This is a genomic window from Spirosoma endbachense (assembly GCF_010233585.1).
Lineage (GTDB): Bacteria > Bacteroidota > Bacteroidia > Cytophagales > Spirosomataceae > Spirosoma > Spirosoma endbachense.
In genome coordinates this window covers 2911339-2937667 of sequence record NZ_CP045997.1, presented here as the reverse complement: position 1 = coordinate 2937667, position 26329 = coordinate 2911339, and the positions used below count along the sequence as shown (strand labels likewise).

At 46.2% G+C, this 26329-nt stretch carries 19 protein-coding genes; 10 read left to right on the top strand and 9 right to left on the bottom strand.

Features of this window, described 5'->3' with window-relative positions; all coding sequences use genetic code 11:
- The gene (gene mads7, locus GJR95_RS11650; RefSeq protein WP_162386025.1) at positions 1–1563 is read left to right on the top strand and encodes a methylation-associated defense system protein MAD7; all 1563 of its coding nucleotides are present in this window, start codon (positions 1–3) and stop codon (positions 1561–1563) included.
- The gene (gene mads8 / locus GJR95_RS11645; protein WP_162386024.1) at positions 1560–7007 is read left to right on the top strand and encodes a methylation-associated defense system ATP-binding protein MAD8; all 5448 of its coding nucleotides are present in this window, start codon (positions 1560–1562) and stop codon (positions 7005–7007) included. Before mads7 ends, mads8 begins: the two co-directional genes overlap by 4 nt.
- 698 nt (positions 7008–7705) lie before the next feature.
- On the opposite strand, the gene GJR95_RS11640 is transcribed toward mads8, so the two are convergent.
- The 3 genes from GJR95_RS11640 to GJR95_RS11630 all read right to left on the bottom strand — a co-directional run bounded on the left by GJR95_RS11640 (position 7706) and on the right by GJR95_RS11630 (position 10736).
- Positions 7706–8425: a LytR/AlgR family response regulator transcription factor gene (locus GJR95_RS11640; protein ID WP_162386023.1), complete on the bottom strand. Its 720-nt coding sequence runs from the start codon at positions 8423–8425 to the stop codon at positions 7706–7708.
- Positions 8426–8452: 27 nt separating this feature from the next.
- The gene (locus GJR95_RS11635; RefSeq protein ID WP_162386022.1) at positions 8453–9835 is read right to left on the bottom strand and encodes a sensor histidine kinase; all 1383 of its coding nucleotides are present in this window, start codon (positions 9833–9835) and stop codon (positions 8453–8455) included.
- A 100-nt stretch (positions 9836–9935) separates the two neighbouring features.
- The gene (locus GJR95_RS11630) at positions 9936–10736 is read right to left on the bottom strand and encodes an SDR family oxidoreductase (RefSeq protein WP_162386021.1); all 801 of its coding nucleotides are present in this window, start codon (positions 10734–10736) and stop codon (positions 9936–9938) included.
- Between the two features lie 810 nt (positions 10737–11546).
- Here GJR95_RS11630 and GJR95_RS11625 point away from each other — a divergent pair.
- Entirely contained in the window at positions 11547–11888 is a 342-nt protein-coding gene (locus tag GJR95_RS11625; RefSeq protein WP_162386020.1) for a hypothetical protein, read from the top strand.
- Positions 11889–12259: 371 nt separating this feature from the next.
- Here GJR95_RS11625 and GJR95_RS11620 read toward each other — a convergent pair whose 3' ends face one another.
- Entirely contained in the window at positions 12260–13888 is a 1629-nt protein-coding gene (locus GJR95_RS11620) for a toprim domain-containing protein (protein ID WP_162386019.1), read from the bottom strand.
- A gap of 29 nt (positions 13889–13917) precedes the next feature.
- Between GJR95_RS11620 and GJR95_RS11615 the strand changes: the two genes are divergently transcribed.
- Positions 13918–14409: a hypothetical protein gene (locus GJR95_RS11615; RefSeq protein WP_162386018.1), complete on the top strand. Its 492-nt coding sequence runs from the start codon at positions 13918–13920 to the stop codon at positions 14407–14409.
- Between the two features lie 12 nt (positions 14410–14421).
- Here the strand turns inward: GJR95_RS11615 and GJR95_RS11610 are convergent, their stop codons facing one another.
- Positions 14422–15810, bottom strand: a complete 1389-nt coding sequence (locus GJR95_RS11610) for a DUF3945 domain-containing protein (RefSeq protein WP_162386017.1) — start codon at positions 15808–15810, stop codon at positions 14422–14424.
- Positions 15811–15926: 116 nt separating this feature from the next.
- Between GJR95_RS11610 and GJR95_RS11605 the strand changes: the two genes are divergently transcribed.
- Complete coding sequence (locus GJR95_RS11605) at positions 15927–16760, top strand: M23 family metallopeptidase (protein WP_162386016.1); 834 nt, start codon at positions 15927–15929, stop codon at positions 16758–16760.
- 1 nt (position 16761) lies between these two features.
- Here GJR95_RS11605 and GJR95_RS11600 read toward each other — a convergent pair whose 3' ends face one another.
- The 4 genes from GJR95_RS11600 to GJR95_RS11585 form a co-directional block, all read right to left on the bottom strand.
- Positions 16762–17082 carry a helix-turn-helix domain-containing protein gene (locus GJR95_RS11600; RefSeq protein WP_162386015.1) on the bottom strand — a complete coding sequence of 107 codons (321 nt, stop codon included), beginning with the start codon at positions 17080–17082 and terminating at the stop codon, positions 16762–16764.
- A 66-nt stretch (positions 17083–17148) separates the two neighbouring features.
- Positions 17149–19251 carry a YWFCY domain-containing protein gene (locus GJR95_RS11595; protein ID WP_162386014.1) on the bottom strand — a complete coding sequence of 701 codons (2103 nt, stop codon included), beginning with the start codon at positions 19249–19251 and terminating at the stop codon, positions 17149–17151.
- Between the two features lie 259 nt (positions 19252–19510).
- Positions 19511–21601 carry a relaxase/mobilization nuclease domain-containing protein gene (locus GJR95_RS11590; protein WP_162386013.1) on the bottom strand — a complete coding sequence of 697 codons (2091 nt, stop codon included), beginning with the start codon at positions 21599–21601 and terminating at the stop codon, positions 19511–19513.
- A gap of 1 nt (position 21602) precedes the next feature.
- Positions 21603–22100, bottom strand: coding sequence for a hypothetical protein (locus GJR95_RS11585; protein WP_198424836.1), 498 nt, complete (start codon positions 22098–22100; stop codon positions 21603–21605).
- An 821-nt stretch (positions 22101–22921) separates the two neighbouring features.
- Here GJR95_RS11585 and GJR95_RS11580 point away from each other — a divergent pair.
- From GJR95_RS11580 to GJR95_RS11560, 5 genes are all read left to right on the top strand, one after another.
- Entirely contained in the window at positions 22922–23638 is a 717-nt protein-coding gene (locus GJR95_RS11580) for a ParA family protein (protein WP_162386011.1), read from the top strand.
- Positions 23639–23651: 13 nt separating this feature from the next.
- Positions 23652–24272: a DUF3408 domain-containing protein gene (locus tag GJR95_RS11575; protein ID WP_162386010.1), complete on the top strand. Its 621-nt coding sequence runs from the start codon at positions 23652–23654 to the stop codon at positions 24270–24272.
- Positions 24272–25129 (top strand): hypothetical protein, encoded by an 858-nt coding sequence (locus GJR95_RS11570; RefSeq protein ID WP_162386009.1) that lies wholly within the window; start codon positions 24272–24274, stop codon positions 25127–25129. Before GJR95_RS11575 ends, GJR95_RS11570 begins: the two co-directional genes overlap by 1 nt.
- Before the next feature lie 532 nt (positions 25130–25661).
- On the top strand, positions 25662–25994 hold the full coding sequence (locus tag GJR95_RS11565; RefSeq protein ID WP_162386008.1) for a DUF4134 family protein: 333 nt from the start codon (positions 25662–25664) through the stop codon (positions 25992–25994).
- Positions 25995–26004: 10 nt separating this feature from the next.
- Positions 26005–26325 carry a DUF4133 domain-containing protein gene (locus GJR95_RS11560; protein ID WP_162386007.1) on the top strand — a complete coding sequence of 107 codons (321 nt, stop codon included), beginning with the start codon at positions 26005–26007 and terminating at the stop codon, positions 26323–26325.
- Positions 26326–26329 lie beyond the last annotated feature (4 nt).

Here is a 26329-nt window from a genome sequence, read left to right as displayed (position 1 = left end):
ATGCCCATTAAAGTACCTCAGATCAAAGGCAAAAGCGAGTTCAGAAACGAACTGGTGTGCTTTATCGATCCTAAACAGATTGACATCGACCGGACTATGACAAATCTGTTCGTGTTATTACGCTATAACGGTGGTAAGCCCCGGCTACGTGTTCGGCGGGCCTCAGACAAACTCGATATTGATAAGCTTGTCAGTGCATTTCAGCAGACCGAACGGGACGGAAGGGGGATAATAGGTGCCATTGAGCATCCCGACGCGGTGCGATGGTGGCTACGTAGCAACCTCTCTGATCTGGTCTCTCGGGGCAGTGAATCCGAAAGTTTTGCCACTCTACGGCCTATCCACTTGCAAAGCTTCACCTTCCGCAATGCCCGCCATACCCGCGACTATTTTACGTCTGAGCAGGTCTATTCCTTCTTATCGGAAGATAAAGCCGTGCGCGACGAGTTGCGCCAGTTTCTCGATGAGGGGTGGAACGGGTCGAGCATCACCAGTAGCCAAAGTTTAGACGTAGATAGTCTGGGCATTTTACGACTGATTGAAGATAACACTACCAACGCACAGGAAGACAGCCAAAATGTGTTTGCGCGCGTAAGGCCCCTGCTGGCTATCGACGCTAAAAACTATTGCGATGATGTACACCGGCTATTGCAATACCGCAATACTGTGCCACGTCACGTGCTCATAGATTATATCAAGACCCTAACCGCCTTTCACCTCAGCTTGTACACCATCAAACTAGTGCGGTATCTACCGCAGATGGTACGTGCCGGAAGTACCGATATCGACACTGCACTTTCTATTGTGGTAGATCTGACCGACGACCCCGGCAGCGGAGCAGCTCGGCTAGCCAATGCCGACGCACAAGGTGTATACGATTCCATTCTGGAATACATCAAGGCGAATTTTGCGCTGATGTTGTCGCTTCGTAACCTGGATCTATCGACCACTAACTCAGCACACCTGGAAGCAGCCCTAGCCGCACTTAAGCAACCCGATGACAACTTTATGGCCGATACCCGTTCGGCGCTGCGGGCCATTCGGGAGCATGAAGACAACAAAGAAGAACTAGAAACCATACAGGATATCATCTCGTACGAGGCCGACGATATTCAGAGGTATTTAGCCCTAGTAGTGAAAGCCCGGGGGCCATTTTACCATAAGTATCTGGTGCAGTTGCTCGATACGCTGATGCTGAAGAATAACGAAAGCGGTATGCTTATTGGCGGACGTACTCGCAACAGCAAACGCCGGTTCGTGCTGGGCACCAAGTTACTGGAAATGTTGGTGCAACTCAGCGTTTTAAAAACCGATGGGCAAACATACCGTACTGAGCCGGTATCTATGGAAGACTTCCTAACCTGGCTAAACAGCCGATATGGACTGGTTGTCAGCGGGATCGATACCCCTCGCTTCCGAGATGCCGATTTGGAAACACACCAGGCCTTTCGCGACAACGTACAGGCGTTTCGGGATAAACTAAGGCAAATTGGTTTCTACACCGTGCTGAGCGATGCCTATATCCTTCAAAAAATCCGTCCACGCTACTCGCTCAACCCATGACCTACGCCCAGTATATAACCGATATTATTTACGATCTCTTTATCGACGAGTTACAGGTGGCTGAGCCTGGACACTGCATGAAATTATCGGGCGTGGCCGATAATGTCCTGGAAGAGTTGACGCGCCGATTTCGTACTGACGTTCCCACGCTTGATACCTTCCTGCTTGATGCGAGCCGAAATAAAGCCCCCTACATCACCGCGACCAAGCTTATCGAGTTGCGTAACCGGGAGGAGCGTCCAATCCTTGTACTGTGCCCATCAACGTTACGAACGGCTGCCGAAGACTCGTTCGGCAATGCAACATTTCGCGAGTTACCCATCGACAGTGCCGAGTGGCATTTGTTATTTCGACTTCGTGACCAACTGACCCCAGCCGTACGAACTGCCTTTGAGTTGCTTTGGGAACAAACGCACGGGACACATACCCCAGGCCAGTTAAATACCTACCTAATCGATTTGCTTGAGCAGGGACAACCCATCGACCAATTTGGGAACCTGCTTTTTCACCTTGACCTGCTACCCGACCGTACTCTGGCGAATGATCTTGCCCAGCTAAAAAACCGTTTGGTCTACAACTTGCAATGTACGCAGACCATGACGGCCTTCAACCTACCCGTTTATGACCGGGTGAAGCAGTTGCCCGTTACAGATCAGACGTTACAGCGCAGCATTGCCCAATTCCTGAACCAGAACGCCCATCTTCGCACACCAGCGGAAATTGGACGTCAGATTTACGAACAGGAGCCAACCCTGAATTTTAGTCATTGGACAATCAATGAGTTGCAGCAGCAACGTCAAGTGCAGGTACGTGTGCTGGCACTTATGCCCATCAGAGGCAGTAAAGGCCAGCTCCGGGAAGATAAAAATGGGGATTATGTCCTGCTTTGTCCACCCGATCAGAAAGCCGACGTTACGCTTAAATTTACCACCGTACCCGTACCCCGGAAAGAGCCCGAATTGGCTCAGTTTCAGGTTATGCTCATGCGGCATGCCGGTGCGGGCGAATACGAGTGGGTAGCAGATATGGGGCGCTTTGCCTGCTCACGCACCAACCGAGACTATCAGACCCGGAAGCTTACCCTAAACCCATCTGTCATCGACCCTGAAGATAATTACTTCTTCCGGGTAGTAGCCTTCGACAAAAATAACCTGCAACTAAACACGAATGACCCGTTCTCGGATCGCACGTTGCAGGCAGAATGGGAAACCGAACAGCAGCGTTGTGTGCAGGCCGGGATTCAACCCGATAAGAGTCAGTTTCTGGGTAAATTTATCAGCGATTCACCCAGCTTTCTGTTCACGGTCGATCAGGAGGAAGGGGGAGAAGACCGCACTGGGCGCGACCGGAAAGATCGGTTATCCAACATGGTGCAGGCCTACTTCGATTATCGATTACGACTGCTGCGAGCCCGTGAGATACCTACGTTACTTGACCGAGACGATGCTGATTGGCGATGGACCGAATCGAATAAGCAGACACAAACTAACGTGTTCATTGCCCGGTACGTCGACGCTCGGTTCAGTTACCAGGTCGAGATGTCGGTAAAGCTTCGGCAGATTGAAGTCGAGATCCTGGCGAATCCCAAGCAATTGGGTACATGTCAGGTTCAGTTGACGGGTTCCGAAGCACTGGAGCGGGGCTCGGTTACACTGGGAGCGGGGGTGCTAAGTGACCATCCGTTACTTACGCACTTTATAGCGTTACGTACCCAGTTGTTTGCTGTTATTCAACAGGAACTAAGTACCGGCGACGGTGTTTGGGAAACGTTCGAGTTATATCGACACAGAGAATTGGCGGCTGCGTATGTTGCCGAATACCGGCACGTATTAGCCACCTTGCAGCAGCAGCTTCAACAAGCAGCCACCTTGCCGGATGATCAACGTAGGGAGTTGTTCGATCTGACCTATGCCCTCCAACACCTTGACATTATTCAGTTGCAGGCAACAGTACTTCGGCAGGAAACTGTTCCGGCATGTCTGATTCCTCCACTTCACCCATTACGCATGGGATGGTGGCTTCAATTACTTGACCAGTTTGACACCTGGGAGGGCCAGACCCTTGACCAATCTAGTCGACTGGCCTATTGGAACGATGCCGTAGAAGACCTGTTTTTCGGCAGTTTGTTTCCCACGAATCAGCCACTGGTGCTGGCAGGCTTCGACAATCAATACAGCCACGAGTACATTGGTGAGTTAACCTACGGCTGGGGACTATACCTGCGGTCGGTGCCAGTTGAACGTGATCTGGAGTCAATGGCGTCTCGTAACCGGCTACTGCTGCAATCTATCCAGCGATTATTTAATATCACGGGACGAAAACAGACTGAGAATGATGTCGATAAACAAGTGGTGCTTCACCACCTAAAGAATTATATCCAACTGCACCCGTATACCGAGCAACTCAATATCAACCTGTTTAACGCAGGCGAGGGACAGGTATTTGCCCAAGTACTGGTTGAGCTGGAAAAAAACGTACAGTTCAAAGGGTTACGCTACGAATTCCGCTTCTTCTACAGCACGGCCCAGGGTCGGGCTGATCGACTCGTGCGGCATGGCGAAGGCATTATCAGATTGCTTAATCCAGACGCAAACGTTTCAGAGGAAGCTGAGTCGTTCACGCGCATCACCGGTGACCGGCTACATCCCCGTCTTCGGGTGAGCACCAATCGACTGGAGGATTACTTAGCCCAGCCAAATGCGTATGACGCGCATCTGAGCTTTTTGATCAGCCCCTTTCCACTTCGCACGTTTATCTCCCAGCCACCCGCAGAAAGCCAATCGTACTACCTGAACGGACTACTTATAGAACCGCAGATCGACGTACATGTGAGCCACGAAACAACTACCTATTCGTGGGCTCGATTCATCACGAATGCAAATGGTCGCGTCTCAGGACATTTGGCTACAGACATGGCCGGTAGTCTCGATACGCTGAACTGGCTAGTCAGTTACTACCTAAGCACCGGTGCTGGCGATAGCTCTCTGCCCGCTACCCAACTGACGCTTTCGAATCAGGATCAGGTGCTACTGAATCTGGTACACCGTACCAGCGACTGGGTAATCACGTTCGACCATCACCTCGGCCCCGAACTTTACGATTTACCAAAAGAAGGCGATCAGGTGCCGTTTCTGCTTGACTACATCCCTGGAGAGCGGCTACTGGGTATGAACACGTACCTGACTACCAAACCCAATGAAGAGGTCGAACACTTGATAACCCCTCAATTACTGCGATTTGGGCTGCCCTTGGCCGACGTTGGACAACTGGCCACCGAGCTGCTCGATGATTTACGAACTATTTCTGGTACGATTGTTCTACAACTTAACAGCAATCCAAACCGGGTACTCGAAACCATCGGAATCGGACTAACAAAGCGCTTTTTGGCACGGAAGGGGGTATTAGATAGTCAAATTCTGGTACCGATTGACCTGCATCAATACTTATTTACTGATAAAACCATCAGTGAATCAAAAAGCAGAGCAGACCTGATGTTGGTCCAGCTACTGCCCTCTGAACAACGTATTCACGTACAAGTAATTGAGATTAAAGCTCGCACAACTGGACTAACTAGCGATGAGCAGACTGAGCTTATGCTGGAGATGACTGAGCAAATGGATAATACGGTGCGGGTATGGGCGGGGCAGTTTGGCTCGAATACAGAACGATTCGACCGTGACCTAAAGCAGAAAGAAATGGCCGACATGCTTAGCTTTTACCTGCGTCGGGCGCATCGATATGGATTATTAAACGAAGTGGAACGGTTATGGGGACTTCAATTTCTAAATGCCCTTCCAGTTGATTATACATTTACTTTCGAGCGTAAAGGGCTGATTTTTGATTTTGGCAGCTCAGATGCGTTTCAGCTTCTACAAACCGACGATGATCTAACTTTCTTCTTAATAGGCCAAGCGGGCATTCGTGACCTCTTCGATTCACAATCCGCTGTCAACACCCGCCGGTCAGACAAATCGACGGACGATGTGGCAGAACACTTTACAAGACGTACCCGTCGTGCCTATACAATCGGTGACAATCCAATCCCGGTACGTTTAACGTCTTCGGTTCCAGTTGCGCCGACTCAACTGACCACTGCACCAAGTTCAGAAAGCCCGGGCGAAACGTTGCTTTTACCATCTTCGTCAGAGCAAATCATAGACGGGCAACTCTCACGTGAGGAACCGCCCGTCTATGACACTGTTACAGCAACGGAAGCTCCTAAGTTACCTGCACCACCTGCATTCGACCTACTCATCGGCGACGACGAACCGGGTGGGCAATACGGCATTCTAGGGCAGACGTCGAGCCGCAAAACAGTGGCTATGAGTTTGAGTAATACCAACACGATTAGTCTTTTTGGCGTACAGGGGGCTGGTAAGAGCTATACCCTGGGTGTGATTGCGGAGATGGTACTCAAGCAGATGCAAGGGATTAACGCCCTAACTCAACCGTTAGCAGGCGTTATCTTTCATTACAGCGAAAGCCAGGATTACGCGCCCGAATTTACGGCTATGAACCTGCCGAACACACGAGAAAGTGAATTGCAGAAACTAAAATCCGTCTATGGTGCTACCGCCGACCACATCGACGATATAATCTTACTGGTGCCCCAGGCAAAGTTAGAGGAACGACAAGCGGAGTACCCAAACTTAACCGTTCTTCCACTAACCTTTTCCTCCAAAGAATTGAGCATAAAAGACTGGCTGTTTTTAATGGGGGCTTCCGATAATCAGTCACTCTATATGAAGCAGATTAATAACCTGATGCGTATGATACGCCAAAACATCTCATTGGGTTTACTTGAAGATACAATTGCCAGCACAACGCTTCTGAATGATTCGCAGAAAGAACAGGCACGTTCGCGGTTGATGCTTGCCCACGAATATATCAATGACAGTAATAGGCTGGGGCAGTTGGTAAAACCCGGACGGCTACTGATTGTAGACCTACGCGACGAGCTAATACTTCAGGATGAAGCATTGGGACTTTTCGTTATCATGCTCAACATCTTTGCTAATGTGAAAGGCGACGATGGACAACCCTTTAACAAGTTCATTGTATTTGACGAAGCGCATAAGTACATGAACAACCGGCAACTTACGCAGAACATCGTTACTGCTATTCGAGAGATGCGCCACAAAGGTGTAAGTTTATTGATCGCCAGTCAGGACCCACCCAGCCTGCCCAACGAAATCATTGAGTTAAGCTCCATTTTGGTTATGCACGAATTTCGGGCACCCCAGTGGCTCAAGCATGTACAACGGTCACTAGAGCCAACGGCACATCTGACTGCGAAGGAACTGTCTAGTTTGAATGCAGGTGAAGCTTTTGTATGGGCTGCCAAAGCCAATTCAAAAGCCATTACCCAACAACCGGTTAAAATTACTATCCGCCCTCGTGCTACCAAGCACGGCGGAGCAACGATAAAAGCGGGTACTCACTAACTATTCTGTTTTTTATCCATTCAAATTTACACAGTCGGTTAAAGTTTTCAGTGCACCCTAAATGTTGGAGAGTTTTGGGGTGCTCAATAGGCATTAAAACTGACCGCTAAAGGAAGATTTCATTTATATCTGAATAGCTAATTCTCTGAAACCGTCCAAATAAACGGTGCAGAGAATCAAAACGCTGAACCATTAAATTGAACGGGTTTATTGAACGCCAAAAGGCCTGTTTTAGGATACTTCCCTCCCACCCTACTGTAGTTCATTAAAACGTCCATAAAAATGAAATTCTAGTTGAGCTTTTGAAGAATCCCAAATACCTTCTCCTACCCAACATCTTACTGCTGAAAGTAATAGGTTTCAAACAAGTCTATAAAAACACTAATTTCCAAAATTCATTCGGCTGGTGATAGAAGCCTTTCCGGCGCTACATCATAGCGCGAATCGCCTTATTCACTATCCACGTTTTAGGAGGATATCGAACAGTTAACCTTTTTAAAATATGGTTCTAAAAGCGATTAAGCGCTTATTTATTTAATGGAGTTCAAAAGCAACCAAAACTTTTGAACTCCAGGCCAACAAATCCCTATAATTTTGATTGACCTTGATAGTCAGTTTTAACATGATCGTTACAACTGTACTAGCTCGTTCAAATGGGTTTTAGTTAACGACAAGTTGGAATGTTGAAAAGAATTTTCTTAGCCTTTTTCTATCGCCTGAAGTAACTCTTTTTTGTATAGGCTACTTAGTGGAATCATAACGATTCCTTCCGTTCGTTTGACTCCGATTTGATCCTTTTCCACAAACTCGATTTTATCCAGTGAAACAATATATGATTTGTGAACCCGCATAAAATGAGTGACAGGAAATTCCCCTTCCAGTTTGTTAAGAGTCGTTTTGGTAGCGATATGATCGTCAGCGCGAAAAATAGTTGCGTAGTTTCGATCTGCTTCCACATAGCATATGGAATCGAACAGCATACGAACTTTCTTGTTGTCTGACCTAACGTATAAGGAATCGATAAGTTTTGGACTAATCTCTTGAGCCTGGGCTGGCAGTTGAATTCGTTCCTGTGCTTTTTGCACTGCCTTTGCAAAGCGATCGAACGAATACGGTTTACGAAGGTAATCGACTACATTATATTCATAGCTCTCTAAAGCATATTCTGCGTGAGCCGTAACTAAGATATATCGCTGGTCAGCTTTCATCAGTTTCATAAAGTCAATACCGTCAATGTCAAAATTGGGCATCTCTATGTCCAGAAAAATTAAATCGACGGTATTCGTTTGTAGAAACAGAAGGGCTTCCTGTGGATTAGTGAAAGTACCCATTAGCTTTAAATATGGGACTTTTCTGATATTCTTATCAACTAAAAAATTAACTGATAATTCTTCATCGTCCAAAACAATACAGGTCATGTTATCAATATTTAAAAGTGGATCTTGTTAAATCTCGATTTGAGACGCTAACCCATCTTGCAGATCATTCGTATTTACTGATAAATCAATACAAAAGCTTTCTTCGTCCTGATTAATATCAAATGAATAATTTCGGTACGTTAAGTCCAGTCGCCGACGTGTGTTATTCAGACCGATAAGCGTTGAGCTAACCCTCTTTTTAAGGTTTTTCTGATTACATGTGAAAAATTTAAGATAAGGAGGAGTAGCTTCAATTGTAATGATCAATGGCTTTTCGGGATTAAGCATATTTCCGTGTTTAAATGCGTTTTCCAACAGACCAATAAAGAGGAAGGGTAATACCTGAATTTGATCAACTGGACCCTCTACTGAAAAGTCAATGCACAGTCTATTGTTGTTACGCAACTGGAGCAACTCGATAAAGTGCCGCATGTGTTTGATCTCTTCATCCAAATTAACACGATCTACATTGTCTCGTACACTGTACTGCATGATGTCAGAAAGCATCAAAATAGAACTAGCTAATTCATCGGAGTACTCCGAACTTTTCATGTAGAAGTAGTTCAGAGTGTTAAATAAAAAGTGTGGATTAATCTGGGCCTTTAAATTCTTCAGTTCTGTTTTAAGGGCTTCCTCTTTCAGTAATGCACTTTTTAAATCTTGCCGACGAGCCTCTTCGAGAGCTACTTTCATATCAGCTTCTACATCGGGAACAACCTCAGTCATCTTTTTGGCACTATCAGTAAAGAAATAAGCTGACAGATACGCTACCACTATGAAGCAAACCCACATATTAAAATAGCGGGAAGCTTTTGGAGAGTTCATGTGCTGCCTCTTCAACAGCTCCTGTCGGTTGACAGCCCATTTTTCACCCTTGGCTAACGCAGTCTCGTAGCGTGTCGATTCAGCTGACGTCAGGTAATTGTACTGGTAGGAATAACCTTTCTCCATAAAGGTTGTATAAACCAGAATACCTAATACGATTGAAAACCAGATAAACGATGCTTCTCTACCCAGCAGCATTGCAACGAGCACAATGAGTGAATGTCCCAATCCAAAATCAGTCAATAACGTATCATTACTGGGATTGCCCAAGCCAATCATAAAGCAGAAGCTCATCATCATGATGGCTATTAGACTTGCCCAACGCAAGCGTTGTTCAAACTTGTTTGTTGTTTTAAAAGCGATAGTGAACCCTAGTATATTCCGGGATTGACTAGGGCTCATGTTAACATAGGTGTACACGAGCGAAATGGCATTTGTAACCCCAACCAGAACGTACACATACCATAACACTTGCACGGGTACTGCCTGGCCCGTGGAGAACCATTCCGTTAGGATGTACTCAGCTGCCAGCACCAGATAAGTAATGTTAACAACTAGAAGCAACCGGCGCTGACTTTCAGCCACTGGCCGCGTTAATTTTTGGAGCGCCCGGTGCAGTAGATGGCTGATATTAAGTTCACTTGATTTAGGTATCATTAGTGTGTAAGAGGATTGGCTAGCAGAGCTACATTTTATAATGATTCCGGATCATTCGCTCATAAATGGTGGTAGGCAGTAATTTCTTCAGAACCACAGAAAACTTTTCCAGTGGTTTACCAACCCGGTACATCCGCTCAACTTGCTTCGACTCAATAATTTCCTTAACCAATGGCCCAAATACGTCGGCTTCGATCCCCCCGCTGACACTCTCGTCGATTAATTCATAAGTACGGTCAAATGTTTCTTTGTAAGCGCTGTGGTTAGGCAATGAGACGCGTAGTCTATTTTTATTGATGTCGGTTTTTGTCCCACCCGGCTGCACGTAACAGGCTTGAATACCGAACTGTGCAATCTCAAATCGTAAGGCTTCAGTCAGCCGATCCACGGCCGCTTTCGATGCGCAATAGCCTCCCCTAAAAGGCAAACCAGCTTCGGCCGCAATCGAACTGATGTTGATAATTAAGCCTGACTTAAGGGTTCGCATAGATGGTAATACGGCTTGAATCGTACGAAGCGTGCCCATGACGTTGGTGTCAAATACACGTTGTACTTCTTCCAGCGGAAGGGCTTCGACCGGTCCTGCGATAGCCAGGCCAGCATTGTTTATAAGTACGTCTATACGACCATGTTTTTCGATGATCCGTTGGACAGCATTCTGAATACTTTTATCGTCGCATACGTCCATATTCAGCGTATTGAATGATTTAGGCAGGTTTTCAATGGACCGTGAGGTGCCATACACTACGTAATCCTGCTTGGTCAGGTAATTGGCAATGGTCTCACCCAGGCCCGTTGAAGCGCCTGTAATCAAAATAATCTTTTCCATAGGAAATTCTAAAGCACGGAATTTGTAACTGTAAACTCACTATCGGCGGTAAGTAGTAGCTACCGTTATTTCAAAGAAAACCCAAAAATGCCAATTTGGATTGTTTCAGGTATCAATTATTCAAACAATGAAGTGATGGTAATGTGGCTTAAGTAAGGCTCCAAAGCGAACTTACTGCGGAAAGATCGGCAACCAGTGATTTGATTCTCTGTCAGTTCGTGACGAATCTCAACAAAAAAATCACCTAACGCATACAAGCTAACGCGTGATTTTTCGACAGGTCAACTTAGCAAGAAAAAAACCTGGTCCTAAACACGTTGATAATGATCCTCTCTTTATAACGTATTGAACTCGTAAAAAGTCATAATAAATTCGCTGGTGGACTCCCCAACAGAAGGGTATGAAATCACCAAATAAAATAATGCTTTTGTTCCTTAGGCTGGGAGTCAAGTCTAGAAAAAGAACTATTCTATATAGTTTTGATAAAAAAGTTACTGTTATGAAACTCCATTCCTGTTTGTCTATTTATTAGGAATTGCCGGACAAGCGGTCAATAAAACTGAATATATACGTGGATTCGTTAAATAATCGTTATGGTCGGGACTGGGTCATGCTGAATGCTCATAGCTATAATTCATCCTGGGAGAGAAACAGCAATGGCCTTCTTCATGTTGTACGACCAAGTGGAGTGGTATATTAACTGCGGAATAGTCTTATTATCACTTCTATAAAAGAGTCAAAATATCTCTCTTTATTCGTGAATCTTAAGGTGGTTCTTGAAGTGGTTGATAGTTTAGTGATTCAAAATTTATGCCTTCTCATTATTTATTAAAAGATCTTATTCCAATAGGCATGGATGTAGATGCCGATGGAAATATAGATAGTTACTATAAACTTCCAGCTCCTTTACTTTGGGTATTGCGGATTCCTCATCACGATGATTTAAGTAAATACACGCATACGGAAGTTATTGTCACTAGAGTTGCGGTAAGTATTCCAGTCTCTGCTGAAAATAAGGCTACAGCATGGGTGGTTCCTCTTAACGAAGACGACGAACCAGATATTAATGGGGCTTTAGCCTTTGAGGGTGTCAGTTCGTATGAGGGAGTTTTAGCCAAATTAGGATTTGCTCCAGATTTACCAACTAACTAGTAAGTTGGGGCGCTTTGCCGTTGCGGTCACTTGGGTTCTATTTTACGGTCCGGCTCCGGCGTACCGACCGGGAGTGGTTGAATCAAGACTTTAAGTAATCATAATGTCAGTGGCTGTTGCAAAAGTCGCTGCCCGCTTTCCAGATCTCATTTATAAGGCGATTTCTGACCACTAGATGGGGTGTAGGCGGTTGAACAACCCGGCTCTTGACTTGCTAACTTTTACTGGTCACTACGTTAAGATCATTCATAGGCAGTTAAGCAGTTAATGTGCGTAGTCACCGGTTAGGATTAAGGCTCGGTTTACATTGACATTCTCAACACCTCTCTCCTACCCCTATTTTCCTTTGTACGTTCTGGATTTCCTACCTATTACAACGTTCGTTCGCTGGTTACCTTTGGTACATGGCGCTGTCGATTAGCCTGCGTTTTGAACGTATCAGAATAGCTTATTTCTAAACCTGAGGGGGTCACGTGAATATCACCTAGTACGGTTGGGTTTAGCCTAGAAGGCCCTATTTCTAGTAGGTGAAGTTCAGTACCAATTGACATTGTTTTTTTCGTTAATTCGTTCTCGATGAATTGACGAGCCTCATCTTCGGTGGCAAATCGGTTCACGATCTGGCCTTTAGCGTCATTGATCAAAAGAAGGGGCCGTTTTACCTGACGGAGTTGTTCCGCTTTCAAATCTTCATTGAAATCCTTTCCCCTGGGCCGAACGATAGCTACCGAGCGGGTAAACTGACCGTACTGAATGAGTTGATTCGTTACGGTGTTTAACAGGGCCGTATTAATCGGAATTTCCAGTGTGGGTACGTTGGTCTCTGCTCGCCATTGGAACATGTTCTTTTTTAGATCAGTCCCTCCTTCGTTTAGCGTCTCAGGCATATACGTTTGCATTGCTCGGCTGTGTTCGTCAATTAAGCTTGTAAAGACTTTCTGGAGAGCAGGTGAGGGAACTTGTAGGGCAACATACCCCTGCTGACTGGCCTGGGTCAACGACAAATTGTCTTTTGACATCGCCGCCAATGCCGTAAGCGCGTAACGGGCTCCTTTATCATCGTTGTCAAACGCAAATACTAGTTGCGTTGAGGTAGTCATAAATTTTTCCAGGGTCGTCATATTATCCAGCGACAAACTACCACCGATGGAGGCATACCGGCTATCGGCCTGGGGATGGAGGCCCGTACAAATTTCCATCTGTCGGTACGATAACAAATCAATAGCGCTTTCACCGACGAGGAGCCGCTGAGTTGGGTTTTCATTGGCATTGGAGATCCATACACCGTGGCTGCGGTCTGAGCCAGCGGCGTGACTTTTAAACGTTGCGCTTCGCAGCTCCAATCCATTGATGGCTTCTCCATCGCCTGAAATGTAAGGGAAGGCGATATTTTCCAGCACCCGTTCGCCATTGGGTGACGGTTGATTACCAGCCAGGTATATTGGCTTGCCCTCGTCAAAATAGAATCGCTGGGTGGCCACTGTCCCCGAAAACTGGGGTGAGTTGAGTAGTTCGGGAAGAATACAGCGTTCTTGGGTCAAGTAGTTTTTGTCGGGTAGCTGGCTGAGTTTATAGAGTTCCAGGGAGAATTCCTTCTCAGTGCCCGCTTCCCGAAAGCTTTGATGAATAAAGTTTTCCAACTTTTTCACCGATTGCTTTCGCTCGGGAACGATACCCAGATAATCTTTGAGGACGTCGTTAATGCACTGCGCGGGGGTACGATTGGGATTATTGAATTGACTAAAGCAGGCCGTTAACCGATTGGATACGAAATTGATCAATGTACCGCGATCCGCGTAAGAACCCGTTTTAAAATATACTTGATTTGCTGAGTCGTTGGGGTTTTTAACGACAATATGATCATCGAATCCGACATGGTAAAGAACAGGCAGCGTTTTTCCTTTTTTGGGTTGCCACTCGTATCCTGAATGCAGGGCCAGTTCGATAATTGAGATTTGGTTCCGGTAATCCTGAAAACTGGGTTGGTTGTAGGTAGGCATATTTGTATCCAATTACTAGATAGATAACTATGAAACGTTTGATTCTTTTCGTAAGTCTTACCCTGCTGTTGAGCTGCAAAAAAGGGGGTGGGGATGAGCTCACCCCGGCGTTTGATCCGGCGCTGGTCGCTGGCACCTGGAAACTCCAGGCCTTAACGATTGACCCGTCAGAAACCGGCGTATGGGGTAAGGATGTGACGGACTTATTAGCCGCGTATCGAACTCAGATTGGGGATGAATGCATTAATAATTTTCGCATGAACATGACCAGCGCAGGTACCATCTCGCGCACAACGTCCGATAACTGCAACTCCCGCACGCTGACCCTGTTTGGTTTTGCCGAAGGGGGCGTTTGGAAAGCCGCTGGCTCTACGTTACGTATTGTATCGCCCTACGAATCCGGTGATTACATCAATGTGACGGTTGATCAGTCGACGATGATTTGGCACCGGCACATTGATGTGATCGACAGTGAAGATAATAAGGTTCACACAGCGACACTAACTTGGGCTCGTCAGTAACGTACGCTGCACTCACCCTACGCTAAGACCCTGATCCTTCTGGGTCTTTTTGTTTTTAGCCTGGCTTTTCTTTTTATTTGACGCCTTCTGAGCGGTTTGTTCTCCAGCGTTACCAACGTTCGGGTCAATACCACGATTGGTAGCGTCCGTCTTTCGTTGTTGCTCAGGTAACCTAGTCTTCGTGGTAGCCCCCCCGGCTGAAGTGCCTTGCAGTTGATCGGATGAGCGTTCCATCTCCTTCGCTGTTTTTACATTGAGGGTTTGTTTGATCGCTTCGGAAGGGGGCGAAAAGCTGAGGCTTCGTTTACCAGCGGACACCTGGACATCGGCATCAAACTTCTGACCGTTTTCACTCGTCAAACCACTCAAGCGAATGGCTCCCCCTTGTTGCAAAGTTTCCTGTTGTTCTTTCGATAGGGTAACGCCTTTAATTTGAATAGGTACGTGAAACCGGTCGGCCCGCCAAACGGTCAGCGAGTTGGTCTCCTGATCGACCCCCACGTAAGCGGTAAATTTCTTTTTCGTATACTGGTCGTCTAACTCGACCTGCTTACCTAATTCCCCTTTTTGTTTCAACGTATCTTTGTCTTCCTGACTAAACGAGTATCCCCATTTTTGATCGGGCACTTGCAGCGTCTGCTTGACCGTTTGGAAATAGGGTTTTACTTCTTCCCCCTGCCCCACCAAATAGAGCTTTCCCCGCAAGGCCGTTTCCTGATTATTATACACCGATTTAAAGTCAATTACGCCGGTTTTTTCGCCCTTTAATAACCGGTCCAGATTGCCTGTTTCAGCTAAGATTTCCCGGGTGAGCCCCATTTTTTCCAGGGATGCTTCGACGTCCTGCCATTGATAGCGCGTTTTCTTTCCCATGTCTAGTGGCGGATTTTCTTGAAGGTTATACGCTTTTTTAAAGTTGTGGAGAAAGTTAGCGATGAGCCCGCCGTTTACGATCTCCAGGCTTCGGTCCGGTTGTCGTTGCTTTACTTGTTCAGCCACTTCCGGTTTAGCTTCAGCCCCCGGCAGAGCTTGAATGGTCTCGACTTGGTAGAGCCGATCCGCTCGAATTTGGTCTAAGGCTGGGTCCTTAACAATTTGGTGCAGTTCCCATAGATAGTCTGTTAATTTTTCCTGCAAGCTCTTGTTTTCAGTTGGAAGATTCAGCGTCGAAAGCTTTTCGGCAAGTTCCTCCTTCCCTAATCGGCCATCTCGCAGGGCTGCACTAATTTCATCATTACTCAGAAAACCATCGTTCCCCAAGTACTGACGCAGTTCCTGGTATTCTTCCGGCAAGAGCAGTTCGTAGAACTGTTCTTTGAGTTGCTCGGCTTCGGGGGCCATTTCACTGACGGGCGAAATTTTTAAGCTGGGTGACCGGTTGGGTTTGTTCTGTTTAGCCATCGTGCTTGTTGCTCAGCGTTTAGGGATATTGGGGGAACAGTCTTTAAGTAAGCGAATTACTATAGTATATACTAGTACACTATAGCATCCAAGAATTTTTATTTTTATTTTTGGCTATGCGCATTTTGAATCAGTTACTCACAATTTATCTCCTATTGGTCGGGTCTCAATCCGGTATAGCTCAGGGCGTCTTTACCGCTCCTACCCTGCTCTCACCCAACTCAGAGTTGGCTACATCCGATACGGCCGCTCAACGCGCTGAGCATTCCTTTCCAATTACGTACCTCGACAAAACCAATTCACTGGCCAGCTTCTCGAAACCGACCTCATCGGCTATGACCGATGTTCCCCTTAGGGATAGCGTAAAATTTTTACGATACGTGGATAGCCTGGCTATTCTTCGGGTAACGGCGCTTCGGAACAAGGAAGTAGTGGGCAAAACAGTCCTTACAGATCGGCAACGATCGTTGAATCGCTTACGAGATATTCCCTCTATTTTACCTTTTTATGTGGAAGCGGATAAAGTAACCGGTCGGGTGAAAACCCGCATGAGTTCTGGGTTTGGTATGCGGCAACATCCCGTACTAGGGAGTCTGGCATCTCACACGGGTATTGACCTACCGGCTTCGTTGGGAACCCTCGTTTACGCTACCGCCGATGGCTTTTGTCGGCAACTAATCAATCAACCGGACGGCATTGGGTTAGCTATTTACCTAACGCACGGACGGGGCCATCAAACGCTCTATGGACATCTACTCTCGTCTTGGGTTAAACCTGGTGACTTTGTCTATCGTGGCCAAGTTATTGGGCAGGTTGGCGCATCGGGCATGACCACCGGTCCCCACCTGCACTACGGCGTTCGGTATAACGGGCAGGTTGTCGATCCCCTACCCTACTGTTTCCTCCTTTCTAAACCGGCTCAGCCAACGACCACATTCACAAGAAAGTAGCCTATTCACTGGATTGATCCATTTCATCCAACGTTTCCCGAAACGCTTTCAGCAACTGAAGTTTCTTCTCCTCAACCTTACTTTCTCCGGCAATGATGTCGAAGGCCGTATTCGGTTCACTTAACAACCAGGCCGGATTAACCCGTCGTTGATTGATGTAGTAGTCCAGGATGTGCAGTAATCGATGGCTGCTAATCTCCATGGATGTTTCAGCCCGGTGGAGCATGGGTTGTTTAATCCCGATGGCGCTGGCTGCCTCAGCCTGCGTCAAGCCCAGTTCAATCCGGGCCTCTCGTAATCGGTTACTCAAACGTTCCTGCATTCCTGTCGCGCCAATTCCAAGTCAAATTATCTGCTAAATAATCAAATTGGCTTGACATATACTGCATTAGTCCTCTTGGGCTTCCTGGTATTGGGTAACTAAGTGCTGATAGCTTGGATCATTGTTCAGTCGATTCAACTCCGATGCTACTAATTTTTTTATTTCTTTTTTAACCCGTTTGAAGTTATCAGCTACTAGCTTATTGAGTTCCTCATCCGTATACTTAGCCATTTCGGGCCGCTCCGGAATAGGGGTTAGTTTGGTTAGCTGGTCAATCATGGCGGGTTCAACGACCAGTTCACCATTGAAGGTTTTTAGCTTAACTTTTTGATCAAAATTATCGGCTACGCTACCCACAAACGAACCTTGAGAAAGGGATGAAATTTTAGATTCGGGGATTAACGGTTCCATCCGTTCGGACAGGCTTATATTCGTATCCCGTTCGTTGATGGATACGGACCGGCTTTGCTGACGGATCTTCCCAAATCGACTGGATAGGTCTTTAGCCGTCTCTCCTACTACCTGACCGGAGAATATATTTCCAATAATCGTCCAGATGGCTGCGGCCTCTTTGTCACCATACATTTTTTTAATTTGGGTGTAATCCTGAATTCCCAGACAGGTGGATATCTTGTTACTCCGAGCCGTAGCGATGAGGTTATCCAAACCCATCAAATAGATCGTTGGTAATTCATCAACAATGATCGAGCACTTCAACTGGCCTTCTTTATTGATCAGTTTCACCATCCGGGAGTTAATCAATCCAATTATGATCCCCTGGGTATCCTTACGTTCCTGATTATTTCCTAAACAGAGAATCTTAGGCTCCTTGGGATTGTTAATATCCAGGCTAAAATCATTTCCCGTCAATACCCAGTACAAGGCTGGACTGGCCACGCGCCCCAGTGCAATCAGCGCCGATGAAATCTGTCCTTCCAACTGGTTGTTAGCGCCCTTCAATAAGGCAGAGGCAAAAGGACTTAGTAGTAATTCAATGTCTTCCTCGGATTGCAGAATGGGAAACAATTGTTCCTTAACGGTGGCAATCAGTTCGATAACGTGTGGTAAGGTGCAATAAAACCGTCCATCGTGTTCAACCCCTTTTTGGTTGGCTTCCTGTAGCATCCGGTCGTCGTATCGCTTCAGATACCAGATAACGGAGGTCAGAAAGTTAATGGCTGAATCAGCAAAGTAATCACCACTCTTTCCAATCCAGTCCCGGTTGATATTATACATTATGATTTTCGCCGCTTCCAGGGCGTCCTGAATATCGGTCATTTTTGTCGGCAGCAACGGATTGATCCGTAGCGATTCCCGCGGTTTATCAAAATTGACATTGCAAAACATAGGCGTTGCCCCTAGCTCACCCGTCTTTTTATTCTTGTTCAACTCGGGGTACTTATCCTTATTTTTCAGATAATAGGTGTAGGCAATTTTGGTGAGCGTCGGATATTTGATGTCATAGACCATCATCGAAAAGCCCTTCTCGATATGCTGGCGGATGAAATTATTGAGCACAGCGAACGACTTACCGGACCCCGGCGTACCCACAATCATCGTTGCCCGGTAAGGATTAATGATATTTACCCAACCGGTCCTTTGCTGCTTTCCATAGATGTAGCTGATTGGAATATTGACCGAATCCTTATTCTCCAGTTTCTCTTCCTGGTGCATAAACTGCTCGTTGACTTCATTATAGGGATCGTCCCGTAAATTGAATCCCAGGATGCGTCTTGCCAGGCTTACCGCACTCAGCAGCAGTATAAATCCAGCTAGTGTTGTGACCAGGTAAAGCGTGTTGCGGGTGTCCACAGGTACCGACGATACCCGCAATAAAAAGAAGTTACTCAGGAAAAGGACTAGTCCTGGTAAACCATTGGCCCATACGGTCGTCCAGGTTGTCGTCAAATCCTTTTTGGGTTTATTCGCCCAGCCGTACAGCCCCAGCAGCCCCAAACAGATCAGCTTTGTATACAGCGTATTTGTAAACAGGTGACTCTGCCGATTTACCTTAAGCAGGAAGTTATTGACGATGGTCCATGTATAGCCACGCGTTTCCAGACTATCAAAACAGAAAAAGTAGGCGTGCACCATCAAGATGACAAAGCTGACACTGAGTATACCCCGGTGTACCCAATCATTTTGCTGTTGTTCGTGTTGATTACTCATATTCGACCTTTTTAAATTGTTGATTACCAAACCCCTAACCTACTTTTTGCGGTAATGAAATCAAACAGTCGTCTGCATTAGTGAAGGTGTATTGATAATCTGAATAGTGGCTGTGAGTCTCATTAGTCCCCAAAAAAAAGGCGTTCGTCCCCCTAAAAATCCGATTTGTCCCTAATAAATTTTTCATCTTTTTTTAAATTTTATTCGTAAAACTGGTTGCCTGTTGAATCACCCGGTGTCCAGACCTCGCCCCTTACAGTTATAATTCTCGGCCTTTGTCCCGTTTTTTTATACCCTTCCCTACGTTTTTATACTTGCCTGTTTGCTCGTAGCCGAATACATCTATGGCTCGGATGTTTAAAAGGGAGGTATATAGGGCCGACTCATTCATGTAAGCGTTCGTGTCCTGCTTAGATTCCAGATCGGTTTGTTTAATCCAGCCTTTTCCCTGTAAGCTCCGCTTCTCTAACACGCTGACCAAGTCCTCATCGGAGAACATAACCAAGGCCGGATCACAATGATGTATTCGCTCCCGCAAGAAGGCAAGATCGTTCGACTTTTCGTTGCCGTTCTTCTCTTGGCCACGCTTGACCTGGTCTATCAATTGCACCAAAGCGACCATGTATCGACCGGCCTCAGTCGATAATCCCTTTTGCCAGTGCTCTACATGGAGATGAGGTATCTGTTTCTCGAACATTTTTCCAGCCGCTACGGCCGCCTGATGGGGGGCTTGGTGGTAGCGAATTGTAAAAGCGGATTCGTTGTCTGTCTTACCCGTAGCCAGTTGCGGTGGATCTAGCACTATGCCCCGTTGATAAAAATAGCGTACCTGGTCCACGCCTAAAACGGGGCCGTCTGCCAGTAGCCGAGCGACGTAGTTGGCGTTCAGTTGGGCATGGATACTGCTCATCCGCTCCGGTTTCAGGATGCGTTGCAGGTGATCCGCCCGTACATCGTAGTAGCTTTCCTTAAAAGGCTTTTTCGACTGACTCAGCAGCATAACCGTCCGTTCTCCCCGTGAATAGAGCGTAGGCATGGTAAGCTCAGGCCCATCACCGGTTTGAATTCGCTCTAGCGCTGCTCGCCCGATCGGGTAAGCTACATGACGATTGGTCGGACTGGTGATCCAGCCATCGACCGTTATTTCCACACTAAGGGCCGAAAAAAAGTCATTTTTGTTTTGAGCACTACCCCGGATCTCACTAGCGATCTGGGTATAGGTTTCCATCGTACGCGTAAAGGCCAACTGTTCCTTCTTAATAATGTCAGGTAGTTGCGCACGTTTGTACGCTTCAAAGCGACGCACAGCCTCGTTGAGTTCCCCCTCGCTTAGTTTGTGCTGGGTGATGGCCTGGAGCCGGGCTTGCATAGCTGCCGTTGGAAAATTTTCAAGTAAGGCGCTATCGTAATAGATGTACTGCTGTTTTTTGTACGCCCGTAGGTCATCCGACAGGATCGATGCCAGCACTTTATACTTCTCATACGTAAGCTGAGTTGACGGGTCTTGCCCCTGCTGCTGGCCCCTCTTGCCAAACTGCTTTTCTATCTCTTTCCAGGTAGCCCAGGTTCCGATTTCACTGGCTTTAATTCGGGGCGTTGCCGGTTTACCAGCCTCATCGGTGAACTGGTAACTAATGCCCCGAAGGGCTTTTCCAGCCACTGAACTCTGATGTAAAACCGTATGAATATGCTGTTTCTTTAACAGTGCTCGGTATTCATCTAAGTTGTTGAACGTCGCTTGCTGAAAGGTTTCCCGCAGAATGGCTTCCAACTGGTCTTTCCTGTCAAAGCCCCTTGTTGGCTGGGCCTGTCCGGGCGTCACCTCGTCAGCTTGCACCGGTCTCGCCTGACGGATCTGCTCAGTAGTTTTTCCTTTACCTCGACCTTGGGCTTTGATGAGACCAAAGCGCAGCTCCAGCTGCTGGCGTACGGCATTTGTCCGCCGTTTAATAAAGGAATCGTTGACCTTATGACCTGTTTCATCGACGCAGGTGGTCACTATGTGAATGTGAGGATGGGCCGTATCGTGATGGCGATAAACCATATAAGGCTGATGCTGGTAACCCATTTCAGCCATAAACTGGTGGGCCATCGCTTTGAATTTATCATCGCTAACCTGCTCAGTGGGGTGCAAACTCAGCGAAAAGTGAAGCGTTGGCTTTTTGACATTTGCATTCTTTTTGGCCTGACTTTCTAAAACATTGGCGGCATAACGCAGACTTTTTTCAGCTAACTCATTGTTGGCAAAGCCGGTGGCACCCAGTACATGAGCCTGTTTCTGAACAACTTTTTGTTCATTATAGCGCAGCGCCCCGCCGATTTGTGTCCCAACTGTTAGCCGAATGACCATCCTATTTTTTATAAATTGCTTCGGTTTGTGCCTTCACCAACGTGTCTATTTGCGTGAGTAAGGGCCCAATTTTATCGATTATAACCTTACTGGTTTGTACCTCATAATAGAGTTTCCCAGTATGCTCAATGCTGTTGATGCGCCTGGCGATCTGGTTGTAATTCGTATCCAGGTGCTTTAACTGCTGGCGGATGTTATGCAGCGTCTGGGTTAGTTCGATCACCTGGTCATTGTTGACCACTCCGTTTGTCGCCGTCAACTTGGGTGCGTTTCGGGTCAAAATAATTTCGCGGAGGTAGTCCGCTATCCGGCCAACGCGCCCACTTTGCCAAGCCCTGAAATCCCGCTGGATGGCTTCATTATCCCGCTCATTGACGCGTGTCACCAGCCGGTAAGCAAGTACCTCGTCACCGGAAAGATTCGGTCGTCCACCTGGATGTACGTTCTTGTTTTCTGCCTGGTTATCCATAGCCCTGTAGTAAATCAGACTGCGTAGCATAGAGCTGCCCCGGAGCCAAGACCCCATTGTGGCAAGATGCTGGCCGTAGTCGCGTTAGTGCAAGGCCAGGTTTTGCGGCACGCAAAACACATCTTGCTCTTTGTTACAAAACAAAGCTACTCCTAAAAACGAGTCGGCCATAAAATTGGACAAGAAATTTTTTGAGGGTAATCGAGCTGTATGCACCAACATGTAAAAATGAAAAATGTAACCTTTTTACATTTTTACAGACAGGACGTCAACTATGGATAAGTACCTTCTACTACGAACCGGCTACAGAGGACAATAATGTAAAAAACTTACATTGTAATAATGTTACAAAGTAGGTCTACTCCGAATAGAACCTTCACAACCCTAATCGATCGCTGAAGATATACTAATGTGAAAATGTAATTTGATTACATTTTCACATTAGTATATAAACCATATTTGGTATACGTGCCCCTCACGGCTATAGGCTTACAAAGACATTTCGTTACAATGTGAAGTGCTTACATTTTCACATGGGAGCTTATTCGCAATGTGAAACCCTTACAATGTAAGAAAAGTATAATGTTATATTTTTACATTGTATTATTATTACATTTTTACATTGTTAGTTTTGTTATTATTACAATGACAATTCTTTACAATGTGGATTTATCACAATATATATTTTATACATTTTTACATTGTTAGAAAGTAATTTTATGACAATGTTTGTTTTTATCATTCTACTTTTTATACATTTAGGCATTCTTACAATGTATAGCTATACATTGTAAGAATGTAACATTTTTACAATGTCAGAATGTAATAAATTAACATTTTAACTTTTTGTAATGGCAAAGTTTATCTCATTTTGTTCTCAGAAAGGGGGCGTAGGCAAGACCAGCATTACCACGCACGTCGCTACCTACTTCTATCAGGTAGAGCGGATTCCGGTGGCTATTTTTGATTGTGACTTTCCACAACACAGCTTACAATCAATTCGTACCTCAGAAATCGAACGGTTAAAAATGGATGAGGGGTTTTTGAGGAAGGCCGAAAAATTGGGACAAACTCCATATCCGATCTATGCTGACTCAGTAGCCAATACGTTACCTAAGCTGGATGCGTACGCCAATAAGAATGAGCTTGTCCTCATAGACTTACCCGGTACATTAAACGTGGAGGGGATGCCCAGCATGATACAGCGGTTAGACGCTGCGGTCCTATTATTAGAGGCTGATCCGCTGTCTTTTGAATCGACGATGCATACCGTGTTGGCGATGGCCAAGTTCTCCAACAAAAACGGAGGTATGGTTCCGACGTATTTGCTATGGAACAAGTTTGATAGCCGCGAACGAAAAGATCGGTATTCGGGACTGGAGCAAGCAGCTATAAACTACTTAGATAGTTTAAACGAATCTCGTAAAACGCCGATGAATGTTCATTTTATGGAACATCGTATTCCCGATACAGTAGCCATCAAAGATACCCGATCCACTTTATTTCCGAACGCAGTCATTAAACCTTTAATTCAGGAACTGAATAATATATTTGCTTCTAATTCATAGACCGTATACTTTTATGGCCAAGAATACTAAAAACACAGTGCCAACGATCAATCCACCCAATAGTGGATTGAGGGCGTGGCTAAGCCAAACCAGTCCAGTTTCAGGTGAGTCGGCAGCCGACGATTCAGAACCGAAGGCGGTAACAACCCCAGTACAGGTTGATAATTCCGGACCGGAGATGTCGGCTGAGACGCAGGGGGTAAACCAGTCTGAACCAGAGGCAATGGCGTCTGTTGAAGAAGTTAGTCAACTCAGCAAGGGGAAGGTAGCTAGCAAAGGGGAAGAGGTGGCAACTTCCCAAGAACCAGTGGTTACCAAGGAGGTGGCTCCAGCTCCTCGGAAACCAAAAAATAGGGGAGGGGAGGAGCCAAAGTCCAGTTCGTATCTGGAAACGTTCTTTAAAAAGCCGGTAAAAGCAAACGGTTCCAGCTTAGCAAGCGAGGGAAAACCGATTCGTGTTTCGGAGGAATCTCATTTGTTACTTTCTGTACTGGTCAGCGAGGGCCGTCGGCAAGGATACAAACTGAACGTAGGTGATTTAATCGACAATTTGTTGGCCCATCACCGGTCGGAACACAAAAGTGAGGTTAATGAGTTGATTGCTAAATGGAAGACCCGTAAAAGTTTTGACTGATGGATACCATACTACTAGTGATCGGTGTAGTAGGCTTAAGTATCTCGGGCTGGGTGCTGAGGGGGTATTTTTTAAATACGCCTTCAGCTATACCCTCCGCAGATAAACAACACAGGGGAAGCGTAGTCGATCGTGCTGAGTCTGGCCAGGAAAAGCCAATTACGTATGTTACCTCGCAGGAGCACCAACAAGTTCTGACGCGACTGGCTGAATTGGAGAAAGGTGGTTACTCGCCAACGATCAAGGAAAACGGCACTGGTCAGCCTACCGACACTACTGAGCCACAAGCGTCGACTACTACTGGCTCAACGGCTAGTCAGGAGAAAGAAACGAAAGCCGATGAGCTAGAGCTTTCTGAAGCCTGGAAGGAAATTTATGCCTTGAAGCAAGCTTATAGACTGGAGCGTGAAAAGGAAAGTGAAATTGATTATGAACGGGAACAGATCCTATTTGATTTGTCCCAAGGATACGATGGGCGATTTACAGAAAGTTCGGCCCCTACCGAGCTGTCTGAAGAAGATCGTATGAATCAACGCATACTGGATAATCAGTTGGAAGATGGCGAAGAGTTGACCCTGTATCAGGAGCGGATGAATGAATTGGCTACGTTGACGAAAGAAGTGCTACTTACGCGTTTAGAGGAGAAAGACAATCAGCTCAGAGAGCAACAGGAAAGGCATCAAGCTGCCTTATTGACGATCATTAGTACGCTTATTGAACGATTGCCAGGCGATGTAAACGTAAAGAGCGTCGTTCAATCAAGTTACGTGGCGGCTTCAAAGGAAATATCCAACGAAGAGGGCGAAGCCAACCGCGTATCATTTGCGGAGATGTTTCACCAACATGTCAGAAATTAAAAATTTTATAAAAAATGTTTAAAATTTTTTGCGAGGACGAAACGAATACTTCTGGGGATAAACCCCTTTTTTTTGGGGACCAATGAGACTCACAGCCACTATTTAAGTTATCAATGTTGTAACATCGAATACTTAACATGTTTGTATTCTCCGTTGACGGCTGTAGGTTAGTTGTATAATAGTTTATGAAAGGTTGATTGAATGGTCTAAATACTAATTTAAATATTACACTTTCACTAGATAGTTCAATTTTTAAAATTATGAAACAGAGACGCAATAGGGGGCTAGCTCGGCGTGCGCCGCTAACCGGCAATAGGCTTGTGAGGGGCGATCAAACAGTAAGCTCAGGCCCCTTATCCCACCGCCTTCAGACAGCGAATCGGGCAACACAGCCAAGAACTTCCTGAAGGGAAATTGGCATGGGGTATCCGTTACCCCAAACTTGGGTCTACGGAACTGCCCTCAGGCAAAACCGACTAGTACCACTCCGTTTTAAACGCATTCAATAGTTCACTAACTAATTTATTTCACAATGAAAAACGTTCGCGTTCATTACTTCGCAGCGCTCGCTCTGGTAATAGGTTTTGTTCTATCAACAGGGAATCTGTATGCCCAAGGCCTACAATCGGGCGCTATTGCCAAAGGTGTTGATAAAGCAACCTCAGAGCTTCAAGATGTCGGCAAAAGCGTAGGTGACCTCATGTTGCCTTTATGCCTGATAATGGGCTTTGTGGGGGGTATATCCTGCGCTTCCAAATTCTTCAACAATGACCCCGATTTCAAGAAAAGTGTCATTAACTGGGGCGCGGCTATCGTGTTTGCCGGTGTCGTCGGGCTCGTCTTAACGGCTGCTTTCGGCAAATAAGCGCTTCACGATGGCGTACGAAATTAATAAAGGCGCGGATCGCCCTCCCCAGGTACGGGGCGTAGTAGGCATGGATTACCTGGCTCTACTGGTCAAATGGATTATTGGCATCGTCGTTACGGGGGGGGTATCAGCGGTTTTTGTGCCACTACCTGGATGGGTGATTTTTTCAGCCTGTGGCATGGGGAGTTACGCCGTCTACATGGGCCTGGTTAAACGCTCAGCCAATCAGGGGGCGGGGGGCTACGAGCGGACGAAAGCCCGCAAGAAATTACCGGGGATCGTAACGGTTCGACAGGATTCGGTTTACCGAAATCTTCGTAAAAAATAAGCAC

Excerpts from the sequence above, each read along its gene's own strand:
- GJR95_RS11565 (WP_162386008.1), top strand. The coding sequence starts at position 25,662 with ATGAAAAACGTTCGCGTTCATTACTTCGCAGCGCTCGCTCTGGTAATA.
- GJR95_RS11600 (WP_162386015.1), bottom strand. The coding sequence starts at position 17,082 with ATGCAGGAACGTTTGAGTAACCGATTACGAGAGGCCCGGATTGAACTG.
- mads7 (WP_162386025.1), top strand. The coding sequence starts at position 1 with ATGCCCATTAAAGTACCTCAGATCAAAGGCAAAAGCGAGTTCAGAAAC.
- GJR95_RS11605 (WP_162386016.1), top strand. The coding sequence starts at position 15,927 with ATGCGCATTTTGAATCAGTTACTCACAATTTATCTCCTATTGGTCGGG.
- GJR95_RS11595 (WP_162386014.1), bottom strand. The coding sequence starts at position 19,251 with ATGAGTAATCAACACGAACAACAGCAAAATGATTGGGTACACCGGGGT.
- GJR95_RS11610 (WP_162386017.1), bottom strand. The coding sequence starts at position 15,810 with ATGGCTAAACAGAACAAACCCAACCGGTCACCCAGCTTAAAAATTTCG.
- GJR95_RS11630 (WP_162386021.1), bottom strand. The coding sequence starts at position 10,736 with ATGGAAAAGATTATTTTGATTACAGGCGCTTCAACGGGCCTGGGTGAG.
- GJR95_RS11615 (WP_162386018.1), top strand. The coding sequence starts at position 13,918 with ATGAAACGTTTGATTCTTTTCGTAAGTCTTACCCTGCTGTTGAGCTGC.
- GJR95_RS11570 (WP_162386009.1), top strand. The coding sequence starts at position 24,272 with ATGGATACCATACTACTAGTGATCGGTGTAGTAGGCTTAAGTATCTCG.
- GJR95_RS11590 (WP_162386013.1), bottom strand. The coding sequence starts at position 21,601 with ATGGTCATTCGGCTAACAGTTGGGACACAAATCGGCGGGGCGCTGCGC.
- GJR95_RS11640 (WP_162386023.1), bottom strand. The coding sequence starts at position 8,425 with ATGACCTGTATTGTTTTGGACGATGAAGAATTATCAGTTAATTTTTTA.
- GJR95_RS11585 (WP_198424836.1), bottom strand. The coding sequence starts at position 22,100 with ATGCTACGCAGTCTGATTTACTACAGGGCTATGGATAACCAGGCAGAA.
- GJR95_RS11560 (WP_162386007.1), top strand. The coding sequence starts at position 26,005 with ATGGCGTACGAAATTAATAAAGGCGCGGATCGCCCTCCCCAGGTACGG.
- GJR95_RS11620 (WP_162386019.1), bottom strand. The coding sequence starts at position 13,888 with ATGCCTACCTACAACCAACCCAGTTTTCAGGATTACCGGAACCAAATC.
- GJR95_RS11625 (WP_162386020.1), top strand. The coding sequence starts at position 11,547 with ATGCCTTCTCATTATTTATTAAAAGATCTTATTCCAATAGGCATGGAT.
- GJR95_RS11575 (WP_162386010.1), top strand. The coding sequence starts at position 23,652 with ATGGCCAAGAATACTAAAAACACAGTGCCAACGATCAATCCACCCAAT.
- mads8 (WP_162386024.1), top strand. The coding sequence starts at position 1,560 with ATGACCTACGCCCAGTATATAACCGATATTATTTACGATCTCTTTATC.
- GJR95_RS11580 (WP_162386011.1), top strand. The coding sequence starts at position 22,922 with ATGGCAAAGTTTATCTCATTTTGTTCTCAGAAAGGGGGCGTAGGCAAG.